Annotated in this window: 7 protein-coding genes; 6 read left to right on the top strand and 1 reads right to left on the bottom strand. The window is 75.8% G+C overall.

Annotated features, from left to right (window positions below; genetic code table 11):
- Nucleotides 1-11: 11 nt before the first annotated feature.
- The 6 genes from AMIR_RS17830 (at nucleotide 12) to AMIR_RS17805 (ending at nucleotide 12,007) form a co-directional block, all read left to right on the top strand.
- Entirely contained in the window at nucleotides 12-7,250 is a 7,239-nt protein-coding gene (locus AMIR_RS17830) for a non-ribosomal peptide synthetase (protein WP_015802355.1), read from the top strand.
- Entirely contained in the window at nucleotides 7,247-8,566 is a 1,320-nt protein-coding gene (locus AMIR_RS17825) for a cytochrome P450 (RefSeq protein WP_015802354.1), read from the top strand. Before AMIR_RS17830 ends, AMIR_RS17825 begins: the two co-directional genes overlap by 4 nt.
- A gap of 128 nt (nucleotides 8,567-8,694) precedes the next feature.
- The gene (locus AMIR_RS17820; protein ID WP_015802353.1) at nucleotides 8,695-9,945 is read left to right on the top strand and encodes an MFS transporter; all 1,251 of its coding nucleotides are present in this window, start codon (nucleotides 8,695-8,697) and stop codon (nucleotides 9,943-9,945) included.
- 302 nt (nucleotides 9,946-10,247) lie between these two features.
- On the top strand, nucleotides 10,248-10,868 hold the full coding sequence (locus tag AMIR_RS17815; RefSeq protein ID WP_015802352.1) for a helix-turn-helix transcriptional regulator: 621 nt from the start codon (nucleotides 10,248-10,250) through the stop codon (nucleotides 10,866-10,868).
- A 5-nt stretch (nucleotides 10,869-10,873) separates the two neighbouring features.
- The gene (locus tag AMIR_RS17810; protein ID WP_041837944.1) at nucleotides 10,874-11,449 is read left to right on the top strand and encodes a helix-turn-helix transcriptional regulator; all 576 of its coding nucleotides are present in this window, start codon (nucleotides 10,874-10,876) and stop codon (nucleotides 11,447-11,449) included.
- A gap of 147 nt (nucleotides 11,450-11,596) precedes the next feature.
- A complete protein-coding gene (locus AMIR_RS17805; RefSeq protein ID WP_015802350.1) occupies nucleotides 11,597-12,007 on the top strand; it encodes a hypothetical protein in 411 nt (136 codons plus the stop codon).
- A 48-nt stretch (nucleotides 12,008-12,055) separates the two neighbouring features.
- On the opposite strand, the gene AMIR_RS17800 is transcribed toward AMIR_RS17805, so the two are convergent.
- Nucleotides 12,056-14,920 carry an AfsR/SARP family transcriptional regulator gene (locus tag AMIR_RS17800; protein WP_015802349.1) on the bottom strand — a complete coding sequence of 955 codons (2,865 nt, stop codon included), beginning with the start codon at nucleotides 14,918-14,920 and terminating at the stop codon, nucleotides 12,056-12,058.
- Nucleotides 14,921-15,169: the final 249 nt, after the last annotated feature.

Raw genomic sequence — 15,169 nt, 5'->3', positions numbered from 1 at the left:
CGGAGCACGCCATGACCACCTCCCAGACCCACCCCGCCCGCTCCGGTCTGTCGCCCGCCGCCCGCGCCCTGCTCGAACGGCGCCTGCGCGGCCTCACCGGCGGCCCGACCGGCATCCCCCGCCAGGACCCCAGGCCGGAGACCGCGCCGCTGTCGGCCGCGCAGCAGCGGCTGTACTTCCTGGACCAGCTCGCCCCCGGCGGCACCGAGTACCTGCTGCCCGCCGCGTGGCGGCTCACCGGCCCGCTCGACGCCGACGCCCTGGCGGGCGCGGTGGACGACCTGACAGCCCGGCACGAGCAGCTGCGCGCGGTGTTCCCCGCCGAGGACGGCGTCCCGCACCAGCGGATCCTGCCGCGCGGCGCGCCGCTGGCGACCGTCGAGCTGCCCGCGGGGCGCGCCGACGACCTCACCGGGGCCGTGCACGCCGCCGCCACCCGCCCCTTCGACCTGGCCGCCGAACCGGCCTTCCGCGCCACCCTGGTCGTCCCGGCCGCGACCGGCGCGAACCCGGCTGCGGGGACCAGCGCCGCCGCCCCCGGCACCGGCACCGACAGCGCCACCGACCCCGTGCTCGTGCTGGCCGCCCACCACATCGTCACCGACGGCTGGTCCCTGGACGTGCTGGTGCGCGACCTGCGCGAGCTGTACCGGGCCCGCCTCGCCGGGCGGCCGTCCCCGCTCAAGCCCACCCCGATCGAGTACACCGACTACGCGGCCTGGCAGCGCGCCTGCGACGAGAGCGCCGACCTGGCGCACTGGCGCGCCGCGCTCACCGGTCTGACCCCGCTGGAGCTGCCCACCGACCACCCCCGTCCACGAGAGCGCTCCCACGAGGGCGCCGTGCACGCCGTCGACCTGCCCGCCGACCTCGCCGCCGCCGTCAGCGCCGCCGACACCACCCCGTTCACCACGGTCATGGCCGCCTTCCAGGCCGCGCTCGGCTTCCACAGCGGGCAGGACGACGTCGCCATCGGCACGATCACCGCCAACCGGGACCGCGCCGAGACCGAGGACCTGGTCGGGTTCTTCGTCAACACCCTGGTCATGCGCGCCGACCTGTCCGGCGACCCCACCTGCGCGCAGGTGCTGGAGCGGGCCAGGGAGCGCGTGCTCGGGGCGCTGAGCCACCAGGGCCTGCCGTTCGAACGGGTCGTGGACGAGCTCAGCCCCGAGCGGGACCTGTCGCGCAACCCGCTGTTCCAGGTCCTGTTCTCCTACGCCGAGTCCGGCGGCGGCGACGGGTTCGCCCTCGGCGGCGCGGTGGCCAGGCCGTTCCCGATCGCGCTCACCAGCGCCAAGTTCGACCTGTCCCTGGAGGCGGTGGGGCGCGGCGACGGCTACCGGCTGTCGTTCGTCTACCGGCCGGACCTGTTCGAGCCGGAGTCGATCGCCCGGCTGGCCGCGCACACCGTCGCGATGCTGCGGGCGTTCTTCGAGCGCCCCGACGCCCGGCTCGGCTCGGTGCCGCTGCTCACCGACGCCGAGCGCGAGTTCCTGCTGGGACCGGACGGCCCGGCGGTCGCGGGCTCGGAGACCGGGCGGGCCGCCCTGGTCCTGGACCGGGTGGCCGACCACGTCGCCGCCACCCCGCACGCGGTGGCCGTCACCGGCGGCGGGCGCTCGCTCACCTACGCCGAGCTCGACGCCAGGTCCACCGCGCTCGCCCACCGGCTGCGCGCGCTGGGCGCGGGCCGGGAGAGCCTGGTCGGGGTGTGCCTGGAGCGCACCGCGGACCTCGCGGTGGCCCTGCTGGGGGTGTGGCGCGCGGGCGCCGCGTACCTGCCGCTCGACCCGCGCCACCCGCGCAAGCGCCTGGAGTTCACCGTCGCCGACGCCGGCGTGGACCTGGTCGTCGCCGACGGCACCGGTCGCGGCGCGCTGGACGGCCTGCCCGTCACCCTGATCGACCCGGCCGACGAGCCCGCCGACGTGCCGCCCACCGCCCCCGCCACCCCGGTGCTCGGGGAGGACCTCGCCTACGTCATCTACACCTCCGGCTCCACCGGCGCGCCCAAGGGCGTCGAGATCACCCACGCCAACGTCGCCTGGCTCTTCGCCGCCGCCGACCGGCGCTTCGACTTCGGCCCCGGCGACGTGTGGTCCCTCATGCACTCCGCCGCCTTCGACTTCTCGGTGTGGGAGCTGTGGGGCCCGCTGGCCACCGGCGGTCGCGCCGTCGTGCTCACCGGCGAGCAGACCCGCGACCCCGAGGCCGTGCACGCGGTGCTGCGCGAGGAGCGCGTCACCGTGCTCAGCCAGACCCCGGCCGCCTTCAAGGGCCTGCGCGCCCACCTCGCCCAGCACGGCCGCACCTTCGACGACCTCGCGCTGCGCACCGTCGTGTTCGGCGGCGACGCCTTCGACACCCACGACTACCGCGACTGGTTCACCGCGCCCGGCCGCAAGCCCGCGCTGGTCAACATGTACGGCATCACCGAGACCACCGTCCACGTCACCCACCGGCTGATCACCGACGACGACATCTGGGACCACCACGGCGACCGCTCGCCCATCGGCCGTCCCCTGCCCGGCCAGCACGGCGTGGTGCTGGACCGGCACGGCCGCCTGGTCCCGGTCGGCACGGTCGGCGAGCTGCACATCACCGGCGACGGCGTGGCGCGCGGCTACCGCAACCGGCCCGAGCTGACCGCCGAGCGCTTCCCGCGCGGCGTCCTCGGCGGTCGGCGCGCCTACCGCACCGGCGACCTGGTGCGGGTCCTGCCGGACGGGCAGCTGTCCTACGTGGGCCGCGCCGACGACCAGGTCAAGATCCGGGGCTTCCGGGTCGAGCCGGGCGAGATCGAGAGCGCCCTGCGCGGCTGCGACCGGGTGGCCGACGCCGCCGTGGTCGCCAAGCCCGGCCCGCAGGGCGCCCGCCTGGTCGGCCACGTCGTGCTCACCGGCGGCGCGCTCGACCCGTCCGCGCTGCGGGAGCGGCTGCGCGAGCGCCTGCCCGAGCACATGGTGCCCGCGCTGTTCGTGCGGCACGAGCGGCTGCCGCTCACCACCAACGGCAAAATCGACCGGGCCGCGCTCGCCGCCGTGGAGGCGGGCGGCGCCCGCACCCGCGCCGAGCACGCCCCGCCGCGCACCACCGTCGAGCGGGCGCTGGCCGCGGTGTGGGCGGAGGTCACCGGGGCCGGGCGGGTGGGCCTGGGCGACAACTTCTTCGACCTGGGCGGCGACTCCATCCTCGCGCTGCGCGTGGTGGGCCTGGCCCGCGCCGCGGGGCTCGGCCTGGGCGTGGCCGACGTCTTCCGCGCCCGCACCCTGGGCGAGCTGGCCGCGCTGGCGGGCGACGCCGCCGCCGAGCCCGACCCCGTGCAGCCGTTCTCGCTGCTCGACCCGGCCGACCGGGCCCGGCTGCCCGAGGGCCTGGTCGACGCCTACCCGCTCACCGCGCTGCAGGCCGGGATGCTGCACGAGATGCTGTCGGACCCGCACCGCGCGGCGTACCACAACGTCACCGACCTGAAGATCACCGTGCCGGAGGGCTTCGACCTCGCCGCGTTCCAGGCCGCCGCCGACGAGGTGGCGCGCGCCCACGACATCCTGCGCAGCTCGGTGGCGCTGGTCGGCTTCGGCGAACCGCTCCAGCTCGTGCACCCCGAGGCCGCCCTGCCGGTCGGGTTCACCGACCTGCGCGGCCGGTCCCGCGAGGAGCAGCGGGCCGCGCTGCGCCGCCACGTGGACGCCGAGTTCGCCCGCCGCTTCGACCTCGCGGCCCCGCCGCTGGTGCGCCTGCACCTGCACCGGCTCACCGACCGCGAGCTGCGGCTGAGCATCACCGACTGCCACGTGGTGCTCGACGGCTGGAGCCTGACCTCCCTGGTCGCCGACCTGCTCGACCTGCACCGCCAGGCGGTGCGGGGCGGGCGCCCGCACCTGCCGCCGTCGCCGCGCTTCGCCGAGTACGTGGCGCTGGAGCTGGCCGCGATCGACTCCGCCGAGGGCATGGCGCACTGGCGGGAGGAGCTGGCCGAGTTCCGCCCGGTCCGCTTCGGCCACCGCGAGCCGGGCGGGGCCGAGGTCGTGCACGAGGTGCGCCGCTCCTTCGCGGGCCTCACCGAGGCGATCGGGCAGCTGGCGCGCCGGGCGGGCGTGCCGCGCCGCACCGTGCTGCTGACCGCCTTCCACCACACCATGAGCCTGTTCGCCGAGCCGGGCGACCCGGTCGGCGGGCACTCCATCGGCCTGGTCACCAACGGCCGCCCCGAGCGCTCGGGCGCGGACCGGATGCGCGGGCTGTTCCTCAACACCGTGCCGTTCGGGGTGCGCCGCACCGGCCGCACCTGGCTGGACCTGGTGCGCGACACCTTCGCCGCCGAGCAGGCGGTGCTGCCGCACCGCAGGGTGCCGATGGCGCACATGGCGCGGCTGCGCCCCGGCGAGCCGAACCTGGTGGAGGCGGTGTTCAACTACGTCAACTTCCACCGGCTCAGCGGCGACACCTGGGACGAGTCGCTGGAGATCGCCCGCACCCTGTTCCCGCTGCTGGTCAACACCAGCGTCAACGGCTTCACCCTGGACGTGGACCCGACCCGCGTCGACCCGGCCACCGCCGAGCAGGTAGCCGACGTGTTCCGGGACCTGCTGGAGGCCATGGCCGCCGACCCGGACGGCCCGGTCACCCGGCCCACCACGGGCGGCGCGGTCCGGGAGCACGACCTGCTGGTCCTCTCGCGCGGCCCGGTGTCCGCGCCCGCCACCACCGCGTTCCACCACCAGGTCGCCGCGCAGGACCCGACCGCCGTCGCCCTCACCCACCTCGGCCAGGACGGGCCGCAGGACCTCACCTACGGGCGGCTGCACGAGCAGGCCCTCCTGCTCGCCGGGCGGCTGCGCGCGCAGGGCGTGGGACCGGAGTCGATCGTCGGCATCTGCGTCGACCGGGGACCGGACCTGGTGCGCGCCGTGCTGGCCGTGCTGCACGCCGGCGGCGCCTACCTGCCCATGGACCCGCTGCTGCCCACCGACCGGCTCGCGTTCATGGCCGACGACAGCGGGATGCGCGCCCTGCTCACCCAGAGCGCCCTCGCCGGGACCGTCCCGTTCGACGGCCCCACCACCCTGCTCGACCGGCCCCTGCCTGAGGGGACCGGACCGCTCGTCCCGGCCGAGGCCGTCGACGGTGACGCCGCCGCGTACGTCATCTACACCTCCGGCTCCACCGGCGTCCCCAAGGGCGTGGTGATCCCGCACCGGGGCCTGGCGACCATGGCCGAGGCCCAGCGCGACCTGGTGCGCCCCGGCCCGGCCGACCGGGTCCTGCAGTTCGCCTCGGCGAGCTTCGACGCCTCCGTGCTGGAGATGACCTGGGCGCTGGCCAACGGCGGACGCCTGTGCACCGCGCCCAAGGACGCCCTGCGCCCCGGCCCCGACCTGGCCCGCACCCTGCGCGAGCTGCGGATCACCGCGACCATGCTGCCGCCCAGCGCCCTCGCCGTCATGACCGGCGAGGAGTTCCCCGACCTGGCCACGCTCCAGGTCGCGGGGGAGGCCTGCCCGGCCGAGATCGCCGACGCCTGGTCCGCAGGGCGCCGCTTCCACAACGTCTACGGCCTCACCGAGACCTCGGTGTGGACCACCGCGCAGGTCTGCGAGCCCGGCGGCGGCCGTCCCGCCATCGGCCTGCCCTTCCGCAACACCACCGCCTACGTGCTCGACCCCGACCTCCAGCCGGTGCCGGTCGGCGTGGTCGGCGAGATCCACCTCGGCGGTCTCGGCGTCGCCCGCGGCTACCTGGGCAGACCAGGGCTGACCGCCGACACCTACGTGCCCGACCCGTACGGACCGCCCGGCTCCCGGCTGTGCCGCACCGGCGACCTCGGCCGCCGCCGCGCGGACGGCGGCATCGAGTGGGCGGGCCGGCGCGACTCGCAGGTCAAGCTGCGCGGCTTCCGCATCGAGCTGGGCGAGGTCGAGCACGCCCTCGGCGAGCTGCCCGAGGTCGCGCAGGCCGTGGTGCTGCTGCGCGAGCTGCCCGGCGGTCCCGCGCTGGTGGCGTACGTGGTCGGCGACGTCACCGACGCCGAACCGCTGCGGCGGGCGCTGCGCGCCAGGGTGCCCGCCTACATGGTGCCCGCCCGGTTCGTCGTGCTGGACGCCCTGCCGGTCAACCGCAGCGGCAAGGTCGACCGGGGCGCGCTGCCGCTGCCCACGGCCGAGCGCGACGGCGCGGGCGCCGCCTACACCGCCCCGCGCACCCCGGCGGAGGTCGTGCTCGCCGAGGTGTGGCGGGACGTGCTGGGGCTGGCCGAGATCGGTGTGCACGACGACTTCTTCCGCATCGGCGGCAGCTCCCTGTCCACCGTGCGGGTCGCCGCCACCGCCCGCTCCAGGGGCGTGCCGGTCACCGTGCGCGACCTGGTCGAGCGGCCCACCATCGCCCAGCTCGCGGCCCGGCTCGCCGAGACCGCGCCCGACGGGCCGCGCGAGGTGCGCTCCGAGGTGCGGCTGCGCGACGGCGACGGCGAGCCGCTGCACTGCGTGCACCCCACCGGCGGCAGCGCCGCCTGGTTCGTGCCGCTGGCCAGGGCGCTCCCGCAGGGCCCGGTGCTGGCGTTCCAGGCGCGCGGCCTGCTCGGCGGCGTCGACCCGACCACCGTGCGCGGCATCGCCGCCAACTACGTCGCCGAGCTGCCCGGCGACGCCCCGCGCGCCCTGCTGGGCTGGTCGATGGGCGCGAACCTCGCCCTGGAGATGGCGACCCAGCTGCACGAGCGCGGCGCGTCCGCCGAACCGCTGGTGCTCGTCGAGCCCTACCTGCCCAACAAGCCCGCGCGCGACCGGCTCCTCGGCGTCGCCGCCGACCTGGCCGGGGCGCTGGAGCTGCGCGACTGGGCCCGCGAGCTGGAGCCGGGCGCCGAGCGCGACGCGGTGCTGGAGTGGTTGCGCGAGACCCTGCTCGGCGCGGGCATGGCCCCCACCGAGGCCGACCTGGCGCACGACGCGCCGATCGAGGTGTGGCACTCGCTGCTGGCCGCCCTCGCCGACTACGAGCCCCGCCCGCACCCCGGCCACGTGCACCTGGTCGTCGGCTCCGAGGCCGCCGCCATCCCCGACGGGCAGCCGATGCCGGGGCTGGACGTCGGGTTCGCCGAGTACGTCGAGCGCTGGCGGGAGCTGGCGCTGGGCGGGCTGACCGTGCACGTGTCGCCGGGCGACCACATGACCATCCTCGCCGAGCCCAACGCCCGCGCGTTCGCGGACCTGCTCGGCGCGATCAGGGCGGAGGCCCGTCGATGACCGCGACCCTGGAACCGACGACCCTGGAACCGACGACCCTGGAACCCGCGGCCCCGGCCCCCGCCGCGCCCCCCACCACGCTTCCCACCACGCCCCTCACCGCGCCGGTCTTCACCGAGCGCTACCTGCTCGACCCGGCGGTCAACGCCGACCCGTACCCGTACCTGAACGCCCTGCGCGACCACGCCCCCGTGCACTGGAGCCCGCTGCACCGGGCCTGGCTGGTCACCGGGCACGCCCAGCTCGTCGGGGCGCTGCGCGAGCCCGCCGCGTCCGCCGACCGCGTCGGCCCGCTCAGGGACGCGGTCCCCGAGGGCGCCCGCGACAGCGCCGAACGGGCCTTCGGCACCCTGTCCCGCTGGATGGTGTTCACCGACGCGCCGGACCACCGGCGGTTGCGGCAGGTGTTCCAGGAGCAGTTCTCGGCGCGCGCCATCAACCGCTACCGGCCGCTGATCGAGCGCGTCACCAGGGCCCTGCTCACCCGGCGGGCCGTGCCGGGGCGGGTCGGGGACCTGATCGCCGACGTCGCGAAGCCGCTGCCCGCGCTGGTGTTCGCCCGCTGGCTGGGCGTGCCGCAGCAGCACCACGCGTCGTTCTGGTACTGGAACGCCAAGGTCGGCGAGCTGGTGCTCGGCGGGGCGCAGGAGGAGCGCGAGTACCGGACCTCGCTGCAGTCGCTGGTGAACCTGGAGGAGTACCTGGCGGACCTGGTCGGCAAGCGCCGCGCCGACCCGCAGGACGACCTGATCAGCGCGGTCCTCGCGGGCGGGCAGGTCGGGGACAAGGTGACCGAGGACGAGTTCGTCGGGATGCTCACCCAGATGGCCTTCGCGGGCGGGGAGACCACCAGCAACCTGATCGCCAACGCCGCCCGCGCCCTGCTGCTCGACCCGGAGCAGCTGGCGGCGGTGCGCGCCGATCCGGGCCTGGTCGGGGCGGCGGTGGAGGAGGCCATGCGGTTCGACGGGCCGTCGAAGATGTCCATCCGCCTGGCGTCGCGCGACTTCGAGCTGTCCGGCGCGCGGGTGCGCGCCGGTGACCGGCTGTTCCTGGTGACCGCCGCCGCGAACCGCGACCCGTCCCGCTACCCGGACCCGGACCGCTTCCAGGTCACCCGCGCCGACACCGCCCACCTGGGCTTCGGCTTCGGCGCGCACTTCTGCATCGGGGCCGCCCTGGCCCGCCTGGTGGCCCGCTCGGTGCTGGGGTTCCTGGTCACCGAGTACCCCGGCCTGCGGCTGGAGGGCGACCGGCACACCTGGCAGCCGTCCCTGCTCAACCGCAGCCTGACCGCCCTGCCGGTCCGGTACTGACCTCGGCGGACGGCCCGCTCGTCCGCTCGTCCGCCCCGCCCGCTCACCCGCCCCGCTCGCCGCCGGTCGGCCCGTTCGCCGCCGCCGAGCGCGATCCCCCGCACGGGGAGAGGAAGAAGGTCTCCGCCATGACCACCACGTTCACCGGCGCGGGCGCCCGGCTGCTGGCCCCGGCCCGGCTCCCGTCGTTCCGCCTGCTGTGGGCGGGGCAGGCCCTGTCGCTGCTCGGTGACGGGTTCAGCTACATCGCGTTCGCCTGGATCACCCTGGAGCTGACCGGCTCCACCCTCCAGCTCGGCTACGTCCTGGCGCTCCAGGCGATCCCGCGCGCCCTGCTCACCCTGGTCGGCGGGTCGCTGAGCGACCGGTGGTCCACCCGGCGGCTGATGGTGCTGTCCAGCTGGGCGCGGGCCGCGGTGATGGCGTCGGTCGGGCTGGCCGGGTTGTCCGGGAGCCTCGGGTTCTGGGGGCTGTGCGCGGCGGCGGCGGCCTTCGGCGCGGTGGACGCCTTCTTCCAGCCCGCCCGCATGTCGATCCTGCCGTCCGTGGTGGCCAAGGACCTGCTGCCCGCCTCCAACGCGCTGCTCGGCGCGGGCGCCAAGGTCTCCTCGGTGCTCGGCCCGGCGGTGGGCGGCGTGGTGGTCGCCGCGACGGACGCGAACTACGCCTTCCTCGTCGACGCCCTGTGCTTCGCGCTGTGCGCGCTGTGCGTGACCGGGGTGCGCACGCTGCCCCGCGACCCCGAGCAGGTCGCCGAGACCGCGGCCCCCGAGCAGGTCTCGCTGCTGGGGCGCATCAAGGAGGGCCTGCGCTACGCCCTGTCCGACCCGCGCATCCGCACCGTCCTGGTCGTCGACATGGCCGTGACGTTCTGCTACGCCGGTCCGTTCACCGTGGGCTTCGCCAACCTCGCCCGCACCGAGGTCCAGGGCGGCTCCACCACCCTGGGCGTGCTCAACGGCGCGCTCGCCGCGGGGGCCATGCTCGGCACCCTGGTCGGCGGGGCGGGCGGCGGCAAGCCCAGGGTCGGGCTGCTGGTCGCCGCGCTCGCCGGGTGGCTCGCGGTGGGCATGGCCGCGCTGGGGTTCGTGGAGGGCGCGGCCGAGGCGGTGGCGACGGTGTTCCTGATGGGCTTCGGCATCGGCTACCAGGGCGTGTTCGGGCTCAGCTGGATCCAGCGCAACATCAAGGGCTCGGTGCTCAGCCGGGTGATCTCGGTGGACATGGTGCTCGGCTACGCCGTCGCGCCGCTGTCGCTGGTGCTGTGCGGGGCGCTCGCGGAGCGGAACACGACCCTGATGTTCGGCGGCACGGCGGTGATCCTGGCCGTGACCGCGCTCGGCGTGCTCGCCTCCAAGCCGGTCCGCGAGATGCGCTGACCCCGGCGCCGCGCCCGACCGCACCTCCCGCCCGCTCTCCCCACCAGGGGGGAGCGGGCGCCGTCGTTCCCGCCCCGCCCACCGACGCGCGCCCGACCTGCCGCGTCCCCCGCCGCACGCCTGGGACCTGCCGCACCACCACCCCCGCGCTTCCGCCTCCACCCCCGCGCCCCCGTCACCCGTACGCGTGTCCACGTCCCGTGGATAAGTCGGGGATTTCGCCGTGATAGCCGGTCTGCCGATCCTCGTGGGCGGAATCAGTCTCACGCGATGTCATCCGTCGGAATCGCTTGGAGGCGAACGTGGAGCAGATCTGTGCAGTCGACAGCGCGCTGGTGCCGGTGGCCGTGGTGGCCAGGGACCCGATGCTGGAGGCCGGGGCGGCGAGCGCGTTGCGCGCCTGCCCCGAGCTGGTGGTGGTGGAGGGCGAGGCCGCGGAGTCCGCGCGGGTCGCCGTGGTGCTGGTCGACGCGGTCGACCGGGAGGTGCTGGACCTGGCCCGCGCGCGGCGCGGCGCCGTGGTGCTGGTGGTGGCCGAGGTGACGGCCGTGCAGGCGCTGCACGCCGTGCTCGCCGGGGTGCGCGGCCTGCTGCGCCGCCGGGACGCGGACGCGCGGCGGCTCACCCGCGCGGTCATGGCCGCCGCCGTCGGGGACTGCACGGTGCCCCCCGACCTGCTCGACCGGCTGCAGGGCGCGGTGGGGGAGCCCGTCTCGCCCGCGCTGGCGGGCGGCGGGCTGAGCGAGCGCGAGCGCGCGGTGCTCGCCCTGGTCGCCGAGGGGCGCGAGACCGGGGAGATCGCGAAGGAGCTGTGCTACTCGCCGCGCACCGTCACCACGGTGGTGCACGACATCACCCGCCGGTTCCGGCTGCGCAACCGCGCGCACGCGGTGGCCTACGCGCTGCGGGCGGGCCTGCTGTGAGCGGGGTGCGGGTGCACGTGACGGCGGTGGGGCCGGTGGCGCGCGACGTCCCGGCGCGGCTGCGCGAGGCGGGCATGGTGCTGGTCGACGCGCCGGGGCCGGACGTGGTCGTGGTGCTGGCGGCGAAGTCCGTCGACGAGGCCCTGGACGCCTGTCCCGCCGAGTTCCGGCCCGGCGTCGACCGGCTGCTCGTGCTCGCGGACTCGTTCGACCCGTCGGGCGTGCTGCGGGCGGTGCGCATGGGCGCCAGCGCCGTGCTGTGCCCGGTGGCCTCCCCGCTGTCCCGGCTGGTCGCCGGGGTGCACTCGGCGCTGCACGGCGACGGCGTCGTCCCTTACCAGGCGCTGGTGCGGCTGCTCGGGCGCTCCGGCGAGGGCGTGGTCCAGGTCGAGGCGCTCACCGCGAAGCAGACCGCCGTGCTCCAGCTCATGGCCGATGGCCTGGGCAATTCCGCGATAGCCGCGGCACTGGCCTGCTCGGAGCACACGGTCAAGAACGTCATCTACGAGCTGACCGCGCGGCTGCGTGCGCGCAATCGGGCGCACGCGGTCGCCCACGCGGTGCGGCTTGGATTGGTATGACCAGGTCAGCGAGCTGTGAATAGCGCTATCACGGCTCGGGGCAACCCGTGATAGGCGGGAGATAAATGGCGCGATAGGGACGGGATTAAATCCCGTCATACCTTTTCCCCAACGCCAGAGAGAATAAACTGGAACGGGAGAGAAGAAATGAACATCACCGCGATCGCCAAGGCCGCCGCCCTCGCCGCCACCGTCTCCGCCGCGACCCTGCTCGGCGCCCAGGACGCCCTCGCCGAGGGCACGAACCCGTGGGACGGCGCGCCCGCCGGGACCGCGGTGGTCGACGGTGGCACGAACCCCTGGGACGCCACCCCGGCGGGCGGCACGAACCCCTGGGACAGCGCGCCCGCCAGGGCCTCGGTCGTCGACGGCGGCACGAACCCGTGGGACGCCACCCCGACCGGTGGCACGAACCCGTGGGACAGCGCCCCCACCGGTGGCACGAACCCGTGGGACAGCGCCCCCACCGGTGGCACGAACCCGTGGGACAGCGCCCCCACCGGTGACACGAACCCGTGGGACGCCACCCCCGCCGACGACACCAACCCCTGGGACTGACCCCGCCGGTCCCGAGCGCGCGACGGGGGTCAACGCCGACCCCCAGCGCTACGCGGGGACCTTCCCCTCCAGCAGCGCCAGCTCCCGCCGCACCACCGCCACCCCGCCGTGGTCCATCATCCGCTCCCGCACCGCCAGCGACCGCTCGAAGCACTCCCGAGCCGCCTCGACGCGCCCCGCCGCCGCGTTCACCTCGCCCAGGTTGTGCAGCAGGTGCCCCTCGCCGATCACGTCCCGGCTGGCCCGCACCATCTCCAGCACCTCGGTCAGCGTCCGCTCCGCGAGCTCGTGCTCACCCCGGTGCAGCTGCACCTGCCCGATGCGCCGCATCGTGGTCGCCACCCCGCCGGTGTACCCGACCTCCCGGCAGGTGGCCATCGCCTCCGCGAGCTGCGCGAGCGCCTCGTCGTCCCGCCCGGTGCGCATGAGCACGTGCGCCCGCTGGGTCAGCACGATCGCCCGCCCGACGACGTCGCCGACCTCCTCGAACCCGGCCAGCGCCAGCCCGTACAGCGCCAGCGCGCCCGCGTCGTCCCCGGCCTGCCGGGTGAGCAGCCCCAGGTCGCGCCTGCACAGCGCCTGCCCGCGCACGTCGCCCAGCTCGGTGAACGCCGCCAGCGCCTCCACCAGGACCGCCCCGGACTCCTCGGCGCGCCCCCGGTTGATGTGCAGGGTGCCGAGCGAGGCCAGCAGCGCCGCCGTGCCGCGCGCGTTGCCCGCGGCCCTGGTGGCCCGCAGCGCCTCGTCGTGGGTGTGCCGCCAGTCGTCCAGGTGGCCGCGCGCCTCGAACAGCGTCGTCGTGGTCACCGCCAGGTCCCAGCACAGCTCGTCCAGCCCGAGCCGCGCCGCCTGCGCCACGGCCGCCCGCAGGTTCGGCAGCTCGCCCTCCAGCCACTCCAGTGGGCTCTCCAGCAGCCGCTCGGCGTGCACGGGGTGCGGGTGCCAGCGCGGCGCGCTCCCGTGCAGGGCGGTGAAGTCGCCGCCGAACACGCCCCGGTGCGCCTGCTCGGCCAGCGACAGCCAGCCGCCCAGCACCCGTTCCTGCACCTCCCGCTGCTCCCGCTCGTCCACCGACGCCAGCTGCTCGCGGGCGAACAGCCGGATGATGTCGTGGAAGCGGTAGCGGAACTCGCCGGTGCCGTCGACCGAGACCACGTCGAGCATCTGCACGTCCACCAGCGGCTCGATCAGGTCCGACGCGTACGGCCTGCCGTCGTCCAGCGCCGCGCCCGCCACCCAGCCGGGCAGCGACGGGCCCTCGGCCAGGCTGAGCAGCCCGAACAGCCGCCGCGTCGGCTGGTCCAGCCCGTCGTGGGTCAGCGACAGGCTCGCCCGGATCGTCATCTCGCCGTGCGCCAGCTCGTCGAGGCGGTGCCGCTCGCTGGCCAGCCGGTGCACCATCGACGCCAGCGACCAGTGCGGCCGGGCCGCCAGCCGCGCCGCGACGATCCGCAGCGCCAGCGGCAGCCCGCCGACGGTGCGCACCAGCGCCTCCGCGGCCTCCGGCTCGCCCGCCACCCGCCGCTCGCCCACGACCCGGCCGAGCAGCTCCAGCGACTGCTCCCGGTCCAGCACGTCCAGCTCCAGCTGCCGCGCGCCCGGCAGCCCGGTCAGCCGCGCCCGGCTGGTCACCACCACCGCGCAGCGCCCGCCGCCGGGCAGCAGCGGCAGCACCTGGCGCTCGCTGACCGCGTTGTCCAGCACCACCAGCACCCGCCGGTCCGCCAGCAGCGTCCGGTACATCTCGGTGCGCGCGGTGTGCTCCACCGGGATCATCGCGCCGGGGATGCCGAGCGCCTGCAGGAACCGGCCGAGCACGTCGGCGGACCCGCCGGCGTCGCCGTAGCCGCCGCGCAGGTCGCAGTACAGCTGCCCGTCGGGGAAGTGCTCCTCGGCGACCCGGTGCCCCAGGTGCGCGGCCAGCGTCGACTTGCCCACGCCCGGCCTGCCGATGACCACCACGACGCCGACCGCGCGCCGCCCCGCGCCCCCGGTGAGCACCTCCTCGGCGGCGGTGATCAGCTCCTCGCCGCCGATGAAGTCGGCGGTGTCGGCGGGCAGCTGCCTGGGCACCGCCGCGCGCGCGACGTCGGCGGGCTCAGCGGGTCTTCGCTCGCGCGCGGGCTCGGGGCCGCGCAGCAGCGAGGCGTCCCCGGCGTGGATCGCCCGCTCCAGCTCCCGCAGCTCCTCGCCGGGCTCCAGACCCAGCTCCTCCACCAGCAGGTCGCGGCCCTCCCGGTACACCTCCAGGGCCTCGGCCTTGCGGCCCGACCGGTACAGCGCCAGCATCAGCAGCGCCCTCGGCCGCTCCCGCAGCGGGTGCTCGCGCACCAGCCTGCCGATCTCGCCGACCAGCTCGTGGTGCAGGCCCAGCTCCAGGTCGATGCCCAGGCAGGTCTCCACCGCGTTGAGCCGGTCCTCCTCCAGGCGCAGCGCCCTGGTGCGCAGCGGCGCGCTCGTCAGCCCGCTCAGGCACTCCCCGCGCCACAGCCCCACCGAGGCCCGCAGCAGCTCGGACGCCTCGGACAGCTCGCCGCGCCTGGCCGCCGCGCGGCCCTCGGTGACGCCCCTGGTGAACTCGTGCACGTCCAGCGAGGCGTCCGGCAGGCGCAGCTGGTAGCCCGGCGGGCGGGTCACGATGGAGACGTCCACGCCCGCGTCGGCCAGCGTCTTGCGCAGCCGCGACACGCAGATCTGCACCTGGGTGCGCGCGGTGTCCGGCGGGTTGACCTCCCACAGCGCGTCCACCAGGTGGTCCGTGCTGACCACCTTGTTCGCCTCCACGAGCAGGCAGGCCAGGATGACCTGCTGCCGTCCCGGCGGGATGCGCACCGGCCCCCCGGAGCCGGTGACCTCGATCGGTCCCAGCACCCGGAACGCCAGGCGCCCGCCCCGTTCCACCACCTCGTCCACGCGACCTCCGCTCACCCGCCCGGCGTGGGACCCGGAGTCGGACACAACAGGCTGAACGTACCGGTGGGAAAGCATTGTGTATGTCCGCCCGATGCCCTAAACCGAGCCCTCCTCGGGTCATTGGGAAACACTATGGAGCGCCGGGATGCCGCCGTGATAGCCGGGGGATAGGCGCGGGTTGCCCGTGATGCGGAAAATCAGTTCCACGAGCACCGCTCGCGCCGTCGCGGGCGGGGTCGAAAGGAGGGG

Source organism: Actinosynnema mirum DSM 43827, assembly GCF_000023245.1.
In the GTDB taxonomy this organism is placed as follows: Bacteria; Actinomycetota; Actinomycetes; order Mycobacteriales; family Pseudonocardiaceae; genus Actinosynnema; species Actinosynnema mirum.
Note: the sequence above shows the minus strand (reverse complement) of the source record. Positions and strands in the feature narration are given on the sequence as shown.

Bases quoted from the DNA above. Each gene is read 5' to 3' on its own strand.
- AMIR_RS17805 (WP_015802350.1), top strand. From the start codon at position 11,597: ATGAACATCACCGCGATCGCCAAGGCCGCCGCCCTCGCCGCCACCGTC.
- AMIR_RS17825 (WP_015802354.1), top strand. From the start codon at position 7,247: ATGACCGCGACCCTGGAACCGACGACCCTGGAACCGACGACCCTGGAA.
- AMIR_RS17820 (WP_015802353.1), top strand. From the start codon at position 8,695: ATGACCACCACGTTCACCGGCGCGGGCGCCCGGCTGCTGGCCCCGGCC.
- AMIR_RS17830 (WP_015802355.1), top strand. From the start codon at position 12: ATGACCACCTCCCAGACCCACCCCGCCCGCTCCGGTCTGTCGCCCGCC.